Here is a 16,714-nt window from a genome sequence, read left to right as displayed (position 1 = left end):
AAGCTATGCAGAAAGAAGCAAGTTCCAAATCTAGCGCCGTGATCGCTTTGGTCATGGGGACGCTAGCGATGGCTGGCTGTTTCATGGCCTGGTCAAGCTTTGCACCATTAGCAGCACAGATCACAGAGACCTTTGGGTTATCCGTGTCACAACGGACATTATTGTTAGCGACACCTGTGCTCTTAGGTTCGATCATGCGCATTCCTGTCGGTATCTTAAGTGATCGTTACGGCGGTAAAAAAGTTTACATTGCCTTGATGATCTTTGTCTTGATTCCGCTATTTCTAGTACCACGGGTGCATTCGTTTGGCATGCTATTATTTGTCGCTTTATTATTAGGCATGAGCGGGACTTCGTTTGCCGTTGGGATCTCCTACGTGTCCGTCTGGTTTCCACCAGAACGGCAAGGCTTAGTCTTGGGTGTTGCCAGTCTTGGTAATATCGGTAACGCAATTGCCGCACTGACTTTACCACGGATCGCTGCTAAATGGGATTTCTCAATGGTATACAATGTCCTGATCGGCGTTTTACTAGTGCTGATTGTGTTGTTCATTGTGTTATGTAAGGAAATGCCAGTCGATAAGACGAAATCGCTGAAGGATTCTTTGGCGGTGGCAAAAGATCCTAATACCTGGTACTTATCCTTGTTCTACGCGTTAACATTTGGGCTTTTCATGTCGTTTAGTAACTTAACCCCAACCTTGTTGGATGGTTTATTCCATATGAATCCAGTTAACGCTGGGATGTGGGCCGCTGCATTTGGTGCCTTGTGTACCGTTGTACGCCCAGTTGGTGGTGTTTTGTCTGATCATTTACGGCCAATGCAATTATTGCAGTGGGTTTTGATCGGCATCGGTATTTTTGCAATCGAAATGGGCCTGACCTTAAGCGGGATGTCACCGTTTGTTATTGGTTTGGTACTGATCGGTGTGATCGCTGGTTTAGGTAACGGGATCATTTTCAAAATGGTACCCTACGTTTCTAAAGGCAATACCGGCGCTGTTACTGGTTTTGTTGGTGCCATCGGCGGACTTGGCGGTTTCTTCCCACCAATTCTGTTGGGTAGCTTAAAACAAATGACTGGTAGCTACACTTGGGGCTTCTGGCTTTTGGCCGTTTTCGCGGTTATTTGTTGGTATATCCTGTGGCGTGAATTTATTCGCGGTGGCTCACATATTGTTCAATAGATAAGTTCCTGCGCGAGCTGAACTTTACATCAAGATAAGCACTTTTCGTTGTTGGTAACGTAACAACAATGGAAATCGTGCCTATTGTCTTGATGTTTTTTTATTGGCGCAAGTGGTATAGAATTAATTGAATCAGATAATGGAAAATATGATCGAATAGTGGATATAAAGGATGGTAACCCAATGATCGATATGTTGATTTTAGCTGAAAAAGCCAGCGCCGCCAAGCATATGGCTAAAGCGTTTGGGGGCACGACCGGCAACGTTGGCGGCAAGACGTATAAAATTGTGCACGCTCACGGTCACTTAATGGAATTTAAAGAACCTGAAAAAATGGTGGCCACGGAAGCGGATAAACAGCGTTACAGTTCATGGACGGATATGCAGACGATGCCTTGGAACCAAGCTGATTTTTCCTGGGCTAAAACCTATACGAAGGCTTACAATGCTTACACAAAAAAATCAAAGTCGACCCGAGCAGATGTTGCCGCGATCAAAGCAGAAGCGGCTAATGCGCAGGCGATTTTAATTGCTACTGATAATGATCCTTCTGGTGAAGGTGATTTGCTGGGCTGGGAAATTGTTAACGCAATCAAGTGGCAAAAGCCAGTTTACCGCATTCGCTTTGCTGATGAAACCCCTAAATCGCTGAATAAGGCCATGCAGCAGATGGTTGAGATCACGGATCAATTTAAGCAAGGCGAATATCTCAAATCGGATGCCCGCAGCAAGTGGGATTTTTTGTCGATGCAACTGACGCGTATTTCAACCTATGCCGCACGCCAAGCCGGTTACCGGGTCAAAGTGATCAATCAAGGCCGCTTGAAATCAGTCATTGTTTTGAAAATCTGGCAGCAGCAACAATTGATCGATAATTATATTAAAACCCCTTATTTTGAAGCTAAATTTAAAGATCCGGCGGGCCATATTTTTGCGCGTAAGCTTAAGGATGATGCGCAAAAACAAGCGGCCCGCTTTGCCGACGAAACAAGTGGCCAGGCTGATGTGGCACAGTACACAAAAAGTCCAGTGACCAATATCAAACGGGAACACAAAACGCAGGCACCGGGAGCATTACTTGATCTAGCTAAGTTAGGCTCACTTTTAGCGCAACAAGGCTTTAATTCTAAAGAAGTGCTGGCGACTTATCAAAAAATGTACGAGGCGGAAATTGTTTCCTATCCGCGGACCGAAGACCGCAAAATTACTCAAGAGCAGTACAATGAACTTTTGCCAGTGGTGGATACGATCGCCACTGTTGTTGGGGTCGATCCGCAGTTGTTGACGCACCGCGTGTTACGCAGCAAGCACCGCGCTAGTTCGGCGGCCCATGGTGCCAACCGACCAGGCATCAAAGTCCCCAAATCGATGGCCGAACTAGCTAAATATGGTCCTAGCGCCCAAGCCATCTACAAAACGTTAGCGGCGAATTATTTAGCAATTTTAGGTGAAGACTATGAATTTGATCGAATTACCGCTGAACTACAATTATATCCTGATTTTAAAACGGGCTTTAATGTGCCGGTTAAATTGAATTATCGAGCTATTTTTGATGATACTGAGCAGGTAGCAACCGAAGTTAAATCACCTAGTGCAGTTGTTGGGCCCGATGCTGCACCGTTTATGTATCAAGGGGCCAACCCTAAACCGACGCGGCCAAGTGCTGATTGGATCGGTAAGTTCTTAGAAAAGCATAATATCGGGACTGGGGCCACGCGACTTAGCGTGCAAGCGCAGTTGATCAGCGGCAAAAATGCCTTTATCAATGAAAAACGTGGCTTTTATACATTAACGCAACCAGGTACGATTGCGGCGGTGCTCGTCCGGAATACTTGGATCGGCTCGCCTAGCATCACCAAACAGCTTTTTGATCACATGGATGCGGTTGGTAAGTTAAATGAAGCGCCAGCGGTCGTGATCGATTCAGCAACTAAAGTAATTGCACACGATTTACCGCTGATCTTAAATAACAGCCAGAAACTTGCACAGTTTGTGGGCAAGCAGTCAGCGGCGCGCACCACTAAAAAATATAAGCCTAAACCCAAAGCGCAAGGACAATATCAAGACGGTTCGACCGTTGAATTTAATTCAACCTGGAGTGGCCATAAATTTAGTGCAGAAGAGATCCGCAGCTTGCTGCATGGCGATGTGATCTCCTTTAATGCCACCAGTAAGTACGGCAAGACGTATACTGCCACTGGATCTTTAAAGCAACAAACGTTCAAAGGCAAAAAGTTTTGGGGGTTCAAGGCAGATTTTGGAAAGTAACGGATCACATTTAAACAACGCCTTTTTTTCGGTCAGAGCTTACTTAGGGCTGACCCTAATTATTATTGAGAACCGTTCTCAATGGCTACTTTAACTGGTATAATAAAGCTAATTTTGATGTTTGTGAAGGGAGCTTGACCATGGCGACACTTGATTTGCAACAAACAGTTTACGAATTAGTAACGGCACACCCAGAAGTGGCCGAGGTTTTATATGAAATTGGTTTGAAAGATATTCAGAATCCAGCGATCCTCAACACGATGGGCCGCTTTATGACGATCCCCAAAGGGGCAGCGATGAAAAAAGTCCCATTGGCGCAAATCGTGGCCAAGTTGGAAGCTAGAGGATTTGAGGTGATCAATGATGCCGGATAATGAACATAATAGCGTTTATCGTCAGAAAAAAATTGTCGAAATTTTGAAAATGTTACATGCTGGTGGTAGCTTTGATGAAGCTAAGCAGATTTTTGACAGCACATTTTCCAGTGTGGATGTTTCTGAGATCACTTCGGCTGAGCGTGAATTAATTGGGAGCGGCTTGAACCCAATGGAAATTCAACGGCTTTGTAATGTCCATGCTGCGGTGTTTAAAGGTTCAATCAATCCTGGTTCTGGCGACAGCGTCGAGGAAGTCCCTGGGCATCCAGTTGCCGTGATCAAGCTAGAAAATACGGTCATCACATCATTACTAGATGACGAATTGGTGCCAGTCTTGAAGAAGTGGCAACAATCTAGTGATGACGCGACACCATCACCGCGTGATCAAGAATATTTGCAGCGAATGAAAACGGCACTGGCTGATTTGCGGACCATCGATAAGCATTATGCCCGTAAAGAAAATCTGTTGTTCCCAATTATGGATCGTTACGGGATCACCGCACCGCCTAAGGTTATGTGGGGCGTGGATGATGATATTCGTGGCTGGATCAAGGATGCTATTCGTTTAGTGAATGCAGAACCGACCCCGGCTAAATATGATATTGAAACCGCCATTGAGAAGGCCAAAAAAGATATCGAAGAAATGATTTTCAAGGAAGAACAGATTTTGTTGCCTATGGTGGCAGAAGTCTTCACCCCCGATGATTGGGCGTTGATCCAAAGCGAAAGTGCTGATATTGGGTACACGCTGATTCCGGAGCCATTACCATGGCAGCCTTCTGAACGTGATTATGCAGAAGCGGCTAAACGTAAACCATCTAAAATGGCGCAGGAGTTAAATGCAATGGCGCAATCGATGGCTGATGAACAAGATTTAAAGGCGCGGGCACGGCCGACAACACCAGCCACTGCTACGGAAGATGCTGAATCGCTGATCCCCGATGATCTTAAGGCTAAGCAGGACGATCCTGCTGCATTAGCTGCGTTACCGTTGCACTTACGAGCAGAAATGGGTCAAGTCAAGGCAGAAAAGCCGGCTAAAGAAGATGCGCGAGCGCAGATCAACGTTAATATTAGCCAGCCACCAGCAGAGAAAAAAGAAATGCCTGAATTTGTTAAGCAAATGTTAGCTGATGAAGCCGCTAAACCAGCTCATCAACGGCGGCCACGAATCACCGAATCGCATTTAGAAATTGGGGCGGATAATCACGCCACGATCGTGATGCCAACCGGTGATTTAGATTTAAGTCAATTAACCGCACTGTTTGGCGTTTTACCAGTCGATATTACCTTTGTCGATGCTAACGATATTGTCCGTTGGTTCTCCGATAATGGCGATCGTATTTTCCCACGGACGCGTGCAGTTATTGGCCGCGCCGTAGTCAATTGCCATCCACCGAAGAGTATGGGTAAGGTCCAAGTTATTCTGGACGATTTCCGTAGTGGTGCGCAAGATCACGCCGATTTCTGGATCAATCTGCACGGAACTAAAAAAGTTTATATTCGTTATTTTGCTGTGCGCAGTCCGAAAGGTGAATACTTAGGCTGTTTAGAGGTTTCACAAGATATCACTGAAATTCAGCAATTAACGGATGAAAAACGATTGTAATCAAAAAAAGCTGTTCGCATTTTATTGGTTCTTTCTAAAGTCTGACTATAAGCAGAGCTAGTTAGCTTCCATTCCGTCGCCAGTGGACGGAACGAGTGGCGTGTTGGCGAGCTAATTTTTCCTGGATAAAACCAAAAGCGGATGGAAAAATGGATCTCGCCAGCCACGCATAGTTCTAAATGGCACAAATCGCCATCAAGAACTATCGACACATCTGGTCCACTGGCGCCTCCATTCCAGCAGGCAATGGTTGAACGTTCGGTTATTGATTATTTAAGCAGCAAAGTTTAGTGGCAGTTAGAACGTAAAATGCCGGCAAAACAGTTTAAAGGCTGTTTTGCCGGCATTTTTATGCACATATAACCTACTTTAAAACTTCGAATCACTAATCACTGCCGATTAATCCTAATTGAACTAGCTAAGACAATTAAATAGTGTTCTAACATTGCCAAGGTGAAATGGAGGCGCTGGCGTATCACTGTCGCCCATTTCTAACAACTAAATTAACAAGTATCAGAACTAGTACTTATTCACTAAATAGAGCCTGCTTCCCGTTGTCGATTGAACTAAGGCGGAAACCGCCAAGTTCAAGTCGCACGCGTTCCATACGCCAGCGCCGGAATGGCACTAAACTAAATCTGTTTACGAGTTAATATGACAGCCATGCTTCGGAAAGAACCATTTTATTGCGAACAGCTTTATTTTTGTCGTTTAAGTAATCGGCGCGTTAATTTTTCCAAATCAACACGGGCGCGTGTATCAGGTAAAGTTTGAATATCTAATAGTGCTTGGTCAGTGAGCTCATTGGCCATAGTTTGCGCTTGAGCGACGCCGCCGCTATCGACGACTAATTGTTGCAGCTCCTGCAATTCGGCGGCAGTCAAGCGCTCCTGCTTACTGAGGAAGGCTTTAGCGGCTTTGGGTTGTGTTTCTAGCGTGAATAATAGCGGTAGTGTATAAATACCTTGCTGAATATCCTGTAAAATTGGTTTACGAATGGCATCTTGAGTGCCGGTGTAATCCAAAATATCATCCAAGATTTGGTAAGCTAAACCGAGCGAGCGACCAATTTGTTCACCGGTTTCAACGATGATTTCGTCGGCGTGAGCTAATTTAGCACCTTGTGCACAAGCTAAGGCGAATAATTTAGCGGTTTTACCTTCGATTTCCTGCAAATACTGAGCGACGGTTTCATTTAGCTGATAATTCAGATTATACTGATCAAGTTCGCCAGATAAAATACCGTGCATTGCTTTAACGTTAGTGTCGATATCTTCGAAGCTTTCTGCTGAACGCAAGACTTGGTCAAAATAGAGCGTAAACAGCAAGTCGCCAGCATAAACGGCGTTGCGATTGCCAAGGCCAGTTTGTAAAGTTGGCGTATGGCGGCGTTCAGTTGCTTGATCGATCACATCATCATGGATCAATGTGGCGAGATGTAAGAGCTCAATGGCTGCCGCGCCAGCTTTTAAGCGTGCTGGATCGGGTGTTGCACCAAATTCGCTAAACAGATAAAAAAGCCCAGCGCGGACTAATTTACCCCCATTTTGAATCAAAGCCTGCACACGCTGATTAACGGCGGGTTGCTTGATTTGGGCAGCCTCAAGTAAATAAGGCGTCAGCGGAGTTAGTTTTTCTTGAATGTGGGGGAAGTCATCCCAAATATGAAGCGTCATAGGCTACCTCTTGTTCTAGTGATTGAATTTGGCGATCTCGCCAGTGAATTGCTCAGCTAGCGGCATGAAAACCGCGCTGAACATCCGCTCGAGATCTTTTTGGGTGGTTTTAGTATCGGTGGCTAGTTCGCCGGATTTTTCCCAAGCGTCCTTGCGCATCGTTGCTAATAAGCCACCTTTAATGTGATTTAAATGTTTGGCTAGTTTTGAACCGTCTGTCGTATATTTACGCAGAAAATAATAGAAAATCTCGTGGAAAGTGTTGTCCAGATCCCAGAAGAAAGTATTCCGTAAAATACGATCATTCATGACTTGACCGAATAATTGCTCACCAACGATCTCGTTAGTAGCAAAAGCTGCAGCCGAAGAAATCACGGCTTTTACTTCATGATTGTCGGATAAATAACGACTAAATTGTTCTAATTCAGCATCCGGCAACTTGAAACCGACTGTTTTTTCGCGCTCTGCGGCTGACATTTCAGTTAATTGACCGACGAACTTAGGCGCGATTTTCTGGCTATCGGTGATCAAGTCGGCAACCATTTCTTCTAGTAGCGCTTGATTTTTAGCCAAATAAATCTTAACCTGCGCCCAGATCTTATCAAATGCGCCGGTAAAATCATTGAAAAGCTCATCCGTTGTGGTGACTAGCTCGCGTTCAACAGTTGCTTTTTCGGTGTGCGCTTCAAATTGTACCACTAATGGTAGCGCAAAGGTATCATCACCTGCAATTACGCCCTCAGTTTGTCGCTGCTTTGCGGTGTAGTCGCGTAATTCTTGTAGATCGAGCAAACCAAGTGGTGCAACGGTTAATTCGGAATTAGTCGCCATCATTTGCAAAGCAAAAGGTGTGGCTGCATCTTGATTTTGCGTGAATGATTTCAAAGTCGTTAATAAGGTTGAACGATTTTTCAATGGGTCTTCTGGATCAGCATAAAAGCCTGAAGTGTAAATCGGTGTATTTTCATATTTTGCGTTTAATTTTGCTTGAATATCCATCTGATCAGTCCTTCTGTAGGTTACCAACCAATGCGCTGGTCAGCAACTTAGATTATTTTACGCTTGCGATTGGTGCGCCGTCAAAAATTCTTCACCGGCAGCGGTTAAACTGGCGTTACGTAGATCAATACTGGCAACGGGCTTATTAGTACTATCCTCAACGAAAGCATCCGCCAATAGTTTTTCTTGTACCGCATAATGCGTCGTTTGATAAAGCATTGATTCCGGGTTGATACTGCGGGCTTCGCGAAAACGGTGGTGCGAGACATCGGTTAAAATACCGATCAATTCTTCGGTGCGACTGACATTATGAGCCATAAAGGGACCTACTTTCTATAATTAGCGATTTTTTTGATCAACGGCGACGGTGGCGTAGGAAAGTGAAGAAGTGCAGCAAACTGGCAAGTAGAATATAGAAAATCAGAACAAAGGTAGCGTAGATGATCCAGAATTGTCCGCCGGCAAATACGCCAAAAATCAATTGCTGTAATCCCATTGTTACTAGTGCCATTACGGCGATCATGCAGAATAATTGTATGTATCGTTTCACAGTATTGTCATCCTTTTTTTGTTTAGTTGCGAGTTTGGCACCCCAATGTTCACAAAGAGCGAGCTTGTTTGGATCAGGCTGTTTTTGTTTCCAAGTTCCAGTACCAACAATTTCGGTGACTTTAATTAGTCCAGCGCCGGTCATTGCGCGATCAATTATTTTGAACGTATCATCAGTGATACCAACAAAAAAGTTTTCTAAACTCGATTGAAAACAAGTCGTGATCGACAAATAATGCTTATCTTTGAATTGTGCTGGGAGGGTATCAGCCGCTTTAGTCATGCGGACCATACGTGGACGCATACAATCTAAGAAATTCTTCATAACTCCAGATAGGCTACCCCAATAAGTTGGTGCAGCGATGATCCAGATGTCATTTTCTTGTAGTTTCTTTTCTAATTGATCTAAAACAGGATTGGGCTGGCCGGTATCTGGTTTGATCGTATAATCAGCTAAGTAAAGCAACTCATATTCGGCGGCTTGCGGTAGACCCTTGGCGGTGGCGGCTAAATATTGTGCAGTCAGGCCGTCTTTTTTATGCGCACCTAAGATCCCTAAAACTTTCACAGTAACTATTTCCTCCTTGCACTTTACATTTTGGTAGAGCGCCTAAATTATGTAAAAATCTATATACCGCAGCATATAGTCAATAACTTCTATCATAATAATTCTGGTGGTTAGATGCCATTAGGGTTTTACCCAAAAAATCAGCTAGAAGTCGATCAAGCCATGATGTAACGCATAATGAACTAGATCGACACGATTTTTGAAGCCAAGCTTGCGGTTGATGCTGGCTTTATGCGCCTCGACGGTTTTAATTGAAATATATAATTTTTTTGCAATCTCTTTATTTGAATAGCCTAACGCGATCAAAGGCAAAACTTCACGCTCACGGCTAGAAAGGTCTGAATATCCCTCAATTTTAAGGTTGACGTCGTTGTCTTTGGAATTAATTTCTGCTACATCAGTTTTGGTTAAAATGATATTTTGATCAACATAAGTTTGGTGATTGACAACGGCTTTTAACGCACTCAATAGTTCAGTGTCCGGTGAACTTTTCAGCACATAAGAATCAGCACCATTTTGCATGGCGCGATCAATGTAATCTTGTTCTTCGTGCATTGAAAGAATGACGATCCTGACTTTTGGAAAACGATCATGGATCCGTTGTGTGGTGATCAAACCATTTTCGCCTGGTGGCATATTTAAATCAAGTACGATCAAATCAACTCCAGCACGTTCTACTTCCAAGTAAGCTTCATTACCACTAGCTGCTTGAGCAACGACTTGAAAATTTGGTTGCTGGTTGATGAGAAATGACAGGCCACTGCGCACGATGGCATGATCATCGGCGATCAATACTTTATACAAGCGCGGTCCCTCCTGTTCAATAATAAGGTACAGTTTCAAGGTTGAAACTGCTATTTTCCCTGACGGATGCGACTTTCTATCAGGCTGATTACGCGAAAGTTGGACATCCGTTCAATAATTTGTAATGAGTTAAGCAATCGGAAAGGTGGCAGTGACAGTGGTGCCGCTGCCTTTTTCTGATTTGATTTGGAAGGTGCCATGTAGGGATTTAACGCGTTCATTCATATTCAGCAAGCCCAATGAATGGCCATTGAAGCTGACGTGCTGCTTAACGTCAAAGCCACTACCATCGTCGATCACTTCTAGGCTGATCTCATGTTCATGTGCCACTAGGAATAAATTGATTTCATTAGCTTCGGCATGTTTGATTGCGTTAGTCATCGCTTCTTGCGCGATTCGGTAAAGCACGGTCTGCACATCTTCGGATAATTTAAGCTCCGCCGTATCGCGGGCGACTACCGTAATATCAATACCAGTATTTTCCTCTAGCCGCTTGGCTAACGCTTTTAGCGCTGCTGACAGGCCAAAACTATCGAGTACCGATGGTCGGATATCCAGCGCCATACCTTTGATTTCTTGCAAGGTGGCGTAAAGCTGGCTTTCGATCAATTTAGTTTGCCGGGCAAAGGCTTCTGGATCAGCTTGGCTAACTGTTGTTTCCAAATGGCGAACACCCATGATCGATGAATAAACACCTTGGGCAATGCTATCGTGCAAATCTTGGGACAGACGTTTACGTTCTTCCTCATGGGCACGGTTGACGTATTGGACGAGCTTGCGTTGTTGGGCTAACTGATCGACTCGTTGCATTAAATCGTTGCTTTTCAAAGTTAACGAGTAAACATTTTGTGCCGTATCCAACTCAGAATAAACTAGGAAAAATGATAACGGGTGCCCATTTTTGACTGGTAAAGTGAACGGTATTGCCGTTTTGGCCATGTCTAAAACGACACAATTAAAACAATCGTTAGTATCGGAATGTTGCTGCCTAACGACACTGTTCATTAATTTAGTAATATAAGCGGTACTCAGTTCGTAGTCGGCTTGCAGCGTTTGGGCTGCGTGGTTGCTTACTAGTAGCTGATCATCGCGAAAAATGAAAATCGCATCTGGCGTTTCATTAAAATTTTTTTCGACCCAACTAACAGATTCTAACAAGGGTGATCACCTCTACTTCACAAATAAGGTCGTTTATTAGTCTAATGCGCTAATAAACTTTATTAGTTACTATAATAGCAGAATTAAGAAGCGCTTTCAGGTATTTCAACCTGAGCCTAATTAAATATACAGATAAAATTGTACAAAAAAAGTGACAAGGAAATCCTTGTCACGTGATGAATCGTGATTTACTGGAATCGTTGTAAATATTCCTGCAACACGTGACCGGAGTGAGCAGTGATGGTTTGTTGGTGCCGATAACCGGCAAGTAAAACCCCAATGACAAGCTGATTTTGATCAAAAATCGGAATCGCAACTGCACTGGTTAAATGTTCGATCATGGTGATCGGTTGTGACATATAACCGGCGTATTGATGGTGGGCTAAATCATTTTCAGCAAAAGGCTCGCCGGTACGAATTACTAGGCCGGCGATACCGATTCCGCTACGCAAAATTATTTTGCGAAAGCGCTGGCTCGTGTTACCTGCGGCATAACGCCAATGGATTTTACGCCAACTAGTGTCATCCTGCAACGCAACGCCAACAAAATCGAAATCTTCTTGCTGATAGATCATCCGCACTAAATCATGATAAGCGATATTTTTGGCGAGCTTTTCGTCACCCATATCAGTGTCACTCCTCTCTGAGTATAGCATAATCAGGTCGTGTTTTTACGCTAGAATTAGATTTTAATCACATAGATGTTGAAAAAGACGGTTTAAATTTATAAAATATGTTATTTTTCAGTTTCTAAAAATTGTTTGTAATGGTCGTAATCTTCGCGGACAGGCTGAATTTGTTGTTCTAGTTCTTCAATTGCTTCATCCTGTTCCAGCGTCCGGAGATCCGCGCGTTGACTGGCGATTTCATTTTCTAAAAGGGTCCGGTGAATCCGTAGATCCATCAATGCAATGTTAAGCAGTTTTTGAAAATCAGCTGGCGACATATCGTCTTTACTAAGCATGGGTTCATTTCCTCTATTTCATAAAATGGCATTACTGGTCACTTATGGCGTCAAAAATAGGTGACAATTATTGTTCTGGATTTTGATTTAAATTTATCAGGCCGGCGCTATCGGGAACCAGTAAGGGTTGGCAATCGGCTTGGTTAATGATAAAAGTTTGTAAGCGTCGTTGGCCACTCGTTAAAAAGTGGCGCACGGTGGCGTGGTCAATGTAAAAATGGGCCAATGTATAATGCGCCTGAACCGGCGTTTGAATAAAGCGGCGTGTTTTTTCGGCTAACTGTTCGAGCACCGCCACCGGCAAGTAAGGATAATCAGTTGCTAACATCAAATAACTCCGGCACATTGGATGCTGCGCGGTGACTGCAAATAAGCCACCTAACGGACCGCAATCAAGAAATTCTGGTTGATCGACACACACTTGAACTTGTGGCGTTTCAGCAAATAATTTGCGCAGTGCATTTACATTATCACGGTTAGCGGCGATAAAGACTTTAGCGGTCAGCGGCAATAATTTTTGGACGGCTAAGACAACGTTGGGTTGTGTTTGCTGCGGTAAGATTGTCAAGGCTTTATCATGGCCAAAGCGCCGTGAACGGCCACCAGCTAACACAATACCTAGTGGCTTATTCTGCGGCATTATAGGTGAAGTGGCCGCTTTTACCGCCATCTTTTTCCAATAAATGAACAGCGTTGATCACCATGCCCCGATCGATCGCTTTGCACATATCGTAGATCGTCAACAGGCTAATTTGGCAAGCAGTCAGCGCTTCGATCTCCACACCGGTGACGTGCTTAGTTTTAACGGTGACCACGGCGGTGATCGTGTCGTGATCATTGTCGCTAAAGTGAATATCGACGCCAGTCAGCGGAATCAAATGGCACATCGGAATGAGATTACTGGTTTGTTTAGCCGCCATAATACCAGCAACTTGGGCAACTGCCAATACGTCACCTTTTTTCATAGTGCCAGCATGGATCCGGGTCAGTGTTTCGGGGTGCATTGTGATCTGGCCCGTTGCTTTCGCAGTACGTGCGGTAACTTCTTTGGCGGTCACATCCACCATTTTTGCACGATTTTGGTCATTAAAATGAGTTAGTTCAGCCATTAGATCCCTGCTTTCTGTAAATAAGCTGTGAACCAAGCTTGACGTAGTGCGGCAGTACTGAAGTCCAAGCAACCGCTGAATTCTGGCGGGGTCAGACTGGCGTAGGCCACAACTTGAGTGAGCTTGGCAAAATTACTAGGCCGTTCGCCGGAATGAACCAGCACTAGTTTTGGATAAGCGGCGGTTTTAAAGCCTTCCAGCAAGCAAAATTGTTCTGGCTTAGCATAGGTTGCGATCAGCTGCGCCGCATTAGGTAGCTGTGGCACTTGCTGGCGCACCATAACGGCTTGATTGGTGGCTAATAAAACGGTTTGAGCGCCGCTGGTGGCAAATGTCGCCGTATCGGTACCCGGCTGATCCATTTGGGCTCGGTGCGCATCATGTTTTAAAACGCAAACGGGGACGTTTAATTGCTTTAAAATCGTTAGAAAATCATTGATCGTCGTGGTTTTACCACTTTTTTTAAAGCCGACTACTTGTAAGGGAGCAACCATGTTTCCACCTCGGCGTTTAATGGCAACGGATCATGGCTGTGCGGAATCTTGAATAAGCAAGTTGTCGATTGCAAATTGCCTAGATCGCCAGAAACGTCGCTACCATTCAGTTGAACTTGATATTGGCCGTCGATAAGTTGATAGGTGCCACGTAGAATTTTATCGTAGCCGTTAGTTTTAGGGTAAATGCGGGTCAAAGTTGCGTTAACTTTTTGGCAGCGCGATGTTTGACCAACGAAGCGACGCAAAATTGGTTCGGCAAAGAGATAAAAACCAGTGTAGCATGCACCAGGGTTACCGGACAAGGCGATGATCAGCGTACCTTGATCGACAAAAGCAGTGGTCACACTGCCGGGCCGCATTTTCAGCTTGTTAAATAATAGTTGATCGGAATCGCGTGCCGTGGTGGCTAAATAATCGAAGTCGCCCACCGAAACGCCGCCGTCAGTAATGACTAAATCGTTAGTTGCCTTTAAACGCTCCAGATTAGCTTGCAGTAATTGGTAATCATCCACTAATTGAACGGTTTCAGTGACAATAGCGCCATTTTCAGCCACTAAGTTGGCGATCAACGGGCCATTACTATTGAAAATTTTCCCTGGTTGTGGTGTATCGCCAGGGTGCAATAATTCAGTGCCAGTGGTGATGATCGCGACGCGTGGTTGCCGATAAACTTGGACTTCAGTTGCGCCAAAGGCCGTTAACAGGCCAAGGCCACCAGGGTTTAATTCGGTACCGGCGGCGATCAATAAATCGCCAGTTTTAAATTCAGCGCCAGCCGGTGTGATGTTGTCACGATTAGCGCTGACCATGATTTTAACTTGTTCTGGCTGGTCGGGAACGCTGCGGGTTTGCTCCAACATGATCACTTTAGCGGCATTATCAGGAACAAAGGCGCCAGTCATGATCCGTGCCGTTTCATTTTCGCCTAATTCATGGTCGAAGGTAGCGCCGGCTTGAATTTCGCCGACCACGTGAAATTCTTTTGGAAAATCATGGTCATCAGCGTCACGAATAGCGTAGCCGTCGTAGCCAGAACGCCGAAAATTAGGATAGTCATATGCGGCTAAAGCATCTACTGCCAAAATGCGATGGTTAGCGGCAGTGAGTGAAATCGTTTCGATTTGTTGCGGGATATCTAGCGCAGCTAATTTAGCTTGCGCTTCTTCAATGGTGATCGGTTTACGCCGTTCTAACATAAAAAGGGCCTACTTTCGTCTTTCAAATAATAGATGATTTAGTTCGGGTAAAATCAGTTGTTGCAAGGCAGTCTGACAGGCGTTGGTCGAGCCAGGAAGTACGAAACAAAGTTGTTCGCGAACATTAAAGCCAGCCAGCGCGCGTGATGCTAAAGCGTGGGTACCAATTTCCGTAAAGCTGATTTGCCGAAATTGTTCGCCAAAGCCAGGGATCGTCACTGGTAATAGTGGTTCTAACGCGGTGAACGTCACATCACGGCGGGCAATACCCGTTCCACCATTGGTGATGATCAAGTCCGGCGCAGTTTGTTCGAGCTTGAGAAAGGCGCTTTGGATCGCCACAATGTCGTCCGGTACAACTAGTCGCTGGCTGACGTCAACGTCGGCGGTAGCTAGCGCAGTGGCAATCGTTTGGCCACTTTTGTCGTTATCTAAGTTACGCGTATCGCTAATAGTTAAAATTGCTGCCGTCGTCATTGCGGTTGACCTTCTTTCTGGATCGGTGCTTTGAATAATTGCCACAGTGCCCGGAAATGTTGTTGGGCTTGGTGCTCATCAAGTTGATAAAGTTGAACTTTACCAGTTTTAAAATAACTGGCCGACGCATGATGCCAATTGAACGTCACCATACTTGGTGCAACCTGATAAGCAACTCGGTTAGCGTCAAGAATTGCGGTTACCTCAGTAATACTCCGCGTTTGCGGCAAATAAACTGACCAAGCGTCACTGCCGCATAAGCGCCGGAGAATAGTTTTAGCATCTAGCGTAATTGACACTTGCTCATGCTGACAAACGGGACAATCTGGTCGCTTTTTGACTTTAAAGTTTTGTTGCGCTGGCGGCCAGCAACTGACCGTAGTTAATTGGTCCAACGCGCCAGCAGCGCTAACAATGTAGCGCATAGCCAGGGACACTTGTAGGCTGGAGACTAGCGGAATCAATGGCGTTGCCACACCAAGAATGTCGCAGTCGCGCTCTTTTAATTTAGTTAATTCGGGAAAGACGCAATTAAGGCACGGTCCCTGACTGGGGTTCAGGAGCATTAGTTGCCCAGAAACGCCGGCACAAGCTGCAAAAATAAAGGGAAAACGTCGATTAAGCGCTAGCCGGTTCAGTAGGTCGCGGACACTAAAATTATCGCTACAATCCAGTACCAATGTTAATGGATCCATTTGGGCGAGTAGCTCGGGCCGCAGTTCCACAGGAAAGACGTCAATATGAACTTCATGATTGATCTGGCGTAATTTGGCCGCCGCGGCGTCGACTTTAAATAGTTCATTAGCGGCGTCAGCTTCAGTGAATAAACTTTGCCGTTGCAAATTAGTTTCACTGACCGTATCGGGATCAACCAAATAAAGGGTGCCGACACCCGCACGTACCAATTGTTCAGCGGCGTAAGTTCCTAATGCGCCACAGCCGACGATCAAAATCGTGCTAGCACTAATTTTGGCTTGGCCGGCGGCACCAATTTGCTTGACGCGCATTTGTCGATCATAACGTTGCATGGTAACCACCTCCGCGTTTGGTTTTGGGTCATGATCGTTCAATGAAATCAGGTGTGAGTGATTATCACAACACAAGTCACTGCTATATTCTAAAAATAACCCAAATTGCAAGAACAAATTAGCCACACGATAAATCCTATTAAATCAGTATTTTCATTAATATTCATATTTTATGGATTTAACTTAACCGGCGGAAGCAGCAGAGAAAAGCTCTTTGGGTGTTTGATAGCCAGTTTGCCGGCGCGGTA

18 protein-coding genes are annotated in these 16,714 nt (G+C 44.9%); 4 read left to right on the top strand and 14 right to left on the bottom strand.

The features are described 5' to 3' along the window. Nucleotides 1-5 precede the first annotated feature (5 nt). The 4 genes from EKM76_RS03900 to EKM76_RS03885 all read left to right on the top strand — a co-directional run bounded on the left by EKM76_RS03900 (nt 6) and on the right by EKM76_RS03885 (nt 5,441). A complete protein-coding gene (locus EKM76_RS03900) occupies nt 6-1,187 on the top strand; it encodes a nitrate/nitrite transporter (protein WP_125549388.1) in 1,182 nt (393 codons plus the stop codon). A gap of 183 nt (nt 1,188-1,370) precedes the next feature. Continuing rightward, on the top strand, nt 1,371-3,455 hold the full coding sequence (locus EKM76_RS03895) for a DNA topoisomerase (protein ID WP_125549387.1): 2,085 nt from the start codon (nt 1,371-1,373) through the stop codon (nt 3,453-3,455). A gap of 140 nt (nt 3,456-3,595) precedes the next feature. Next, the gene (locus tag EKM76_RS03890) at nt 3,596-3,829 is read left to right on the top strand and encodes a DUF1858 domain-containing protein (RefSeq protein ID WP_125549386.1); all 234 of its coding nucleotides are present in this window, start codon (nt 3,596-3,598) and stop codon (nt 3,827-3,829) included. Beyond that, on the top strand, nt 3,819-5,441 hold the full coding sequence (locus tag EKM76_RS03885; protein WP_125549427.1) for a DUF438 domain-containing protein: 1,623 nt from the start codon (nt 3,819-3,821) through the stop codon (nt 5,439-5,441). Before EKM76_RS03890 ends, EKM76_RS03885 begins: the two co-directional genes overlap by 11 nt. 698 nt (nt 5,442-6,139) lie before the next feature. Here EKM76_RS03885 and EKM76_RS03880 read toward each other — a convergent pair. From EKM76_RS03880 to EKM76_RS03815, 14 genes are all read right to left on the bottom strand, one after another. Next, nucleotides 6,140-7,117, bottom strand: coding sequence for a polyprenyl synthetase family protein (locus EKM76_RS03880; RefSeq protein ID WP_125549385.1), 978 nt, complete (start codon nt 7,115-7,117; stop codon nt 6,140-6,142). A gap of 15 nt (nt 7,118-7,132) precedes the next feature. After that, a complete protein-coding gene (locus EKM76_RS03875; protein WP_125549384.1) occupies nt 7,133-8,116 on the bottom strand; it encodes a hypothetical protein in 984 nt (327 codons plus the stop codon). A 57-nt stretch (nt 8,117-8,173) separates the two neighbouring features. Next, nucleotides 8,174-8,434: a hypothetical protein gene (locus EKM76_RS03870; RefSeq protein WP_125549383.1), complete on the bottom strand. Its 261-nt coding sequence runs from the start codon at nt 8,432-8,434 to the stop codon at nt 8,174-8,176. A gap of 37 nt (nt 8,435-8,471) precedes the next feature. Next, entirely contained in the window at nt 8,472-9,233 is a 762-nt protein-coding gene (locus EKM76_RS03865; RefSeq protein WP_125549382.1) for a flavodoxin family protein, read from the bottom strand. A 144-nt stretch (nt 9,234-9,377) separates the two neighbouring features. Then, nucleotides 9,378-10,037 carry a response regulator gene (locus tag EKM76_RS03860; RefSeq protein ID WP_125549381.1) on the bottom strand — a complete coding sequence of 220 codons (660 nt, stop codon included), beginning with the start codon at nt 10,035-10,037 and terminating at the stop codon, nt 9,378-9,380. 129 nt (nt 10,038-10,166) lie between these two features. After that, a complete protein-coding gene (locus EKM76_RS03855) occupies nt 10,167-11,195 on the bottom strand; it encodes a sensor histidine kinase (protein ID WP_125549380.1) in 1,029 nt (342 codons plus the stop codon). A 188-nt stretch (nt 11,196-11,383) separates the two neighbouring features. Beyond that, nucleotides 11,384-11,821 (bottom strand): GAF domain-containing protein, encoded by a 438-nt coding sequence (locus tag EKM76_RS03850; RefSeq protein ID WP_125549379.1) that lies wholly within the window; start codon nt 11,819-11,821, stop codon nt 11,384-11,386. 110 nt (nt 11,822-11,931) lie between these two features. Further along, the gene (locus EKM76_RS03845) at nt 11,932-12,159 is read right to left on the bottom strand and encodes a hypothetical protein (protein WP_125549378.1); all 228 of its coding nucleotides are present in this window, start codon (nt 12,157-12,159) and stop codon (nt 11,932-11,934) included. Nucleotides 12,160-12,226: 67 nt separating this feature from the next. Further along, nucleotides 12,227-12,799, bottom strand: a complete 573-nt coding sequence (locus EKM76_RS03840) for an NTP transferase domain-containing protein (protein ID WP_125549377.1) — start codon at nt 12,797-12,799, stop codon at nt 12,227-12,229. After that, nucleotides 12,786-13,268, bottom strand: a complete 483-nt coding sequence (gene moaC, locus EKM76_RS03835) for a cyclic pyranopterin monophosphate synthase MoaC (protein ID WP_125549376.1) — start codon at nt 13,266-13,268, stop codon at nt 12,786-12,788. The genes EKM76_RS03840 and moaC overlap by 14 nt, the downstream gene beginning before the upstream one ends. Further along, nucleotides 13,268-13,762: a molybdopterin-guanine dinucleotide biosynthesis protein B gene (gene mobB / locus EKM76_RS03830; protein WP_125549375.1), complete on the bottom strand. Its 495-nt coding sequence runs from the start codon at nt 13,760-13,762 to the stop codon at nt 13,268-13,270. Before mobB ends, moaC begins: the two co-directional genes overlap by 1 nt. Next, nucleotides 13,741-14,961 (bottom strand): molybdopterin molybdotransferase MoeA, encoded by a 1,221-nt coding sequence (locus tag EKM76_RS03825; protein WP_125549374.1) that lies wholly within the window; start codon nt 14,959-14,961, stop codon nt 13,741-13,743. The genes mobB and EKM76_RS03825 overlap by 22 nt, the downstream gene beginning before the upstream one ends. Before the next feature lie 9 nt (nt 14,962-14,970). Beyond that, nucleotides 14,971-15,438, bottom strand: a complete 468-nt coding sequence (locus EKM76_RS03820) for a MogA/MoaB family molybdenum cofactor biosynthesis protein (RefSeq protein ID WP_125549373.1) — start codon at nt 15,436-15,438, stop codon at nt 14,971-14,973. Next, nucleotides 15,435-16,466 (bottom strand): HesA/MoeB/ThiF family protein, encoded by a 1,032-nt coding sequence (locus tag EKM76_RS03815; protein WP_125549372.1) that lies wholly within the window; start codon nt 16,464-16,466, stop codon nt 15,435-15,437. The genes EKM76_RS03820 and EKM76_RS03815 overlap by 4 nt, the downstream gene beginning before the upstream one ends. Between the last annotated feature and the right edge of the window lie 248 nt (nt 16,467-16,714).

This window comes from Loigolactobacillus zhaoyuanensis, assembly GCF_003946385.1.
Lineage (GTDB): Bacteria > Bacillota > Bacilli > Lactobacillales > Lactobacillaceae > Loigolactobacillus > Loigolactobacillus zhaoyuanensis.
Note: the sequence above shows the minus strand (reverse complement) of the source record. Positions and strands in the feature narration are given on the sequence as shown.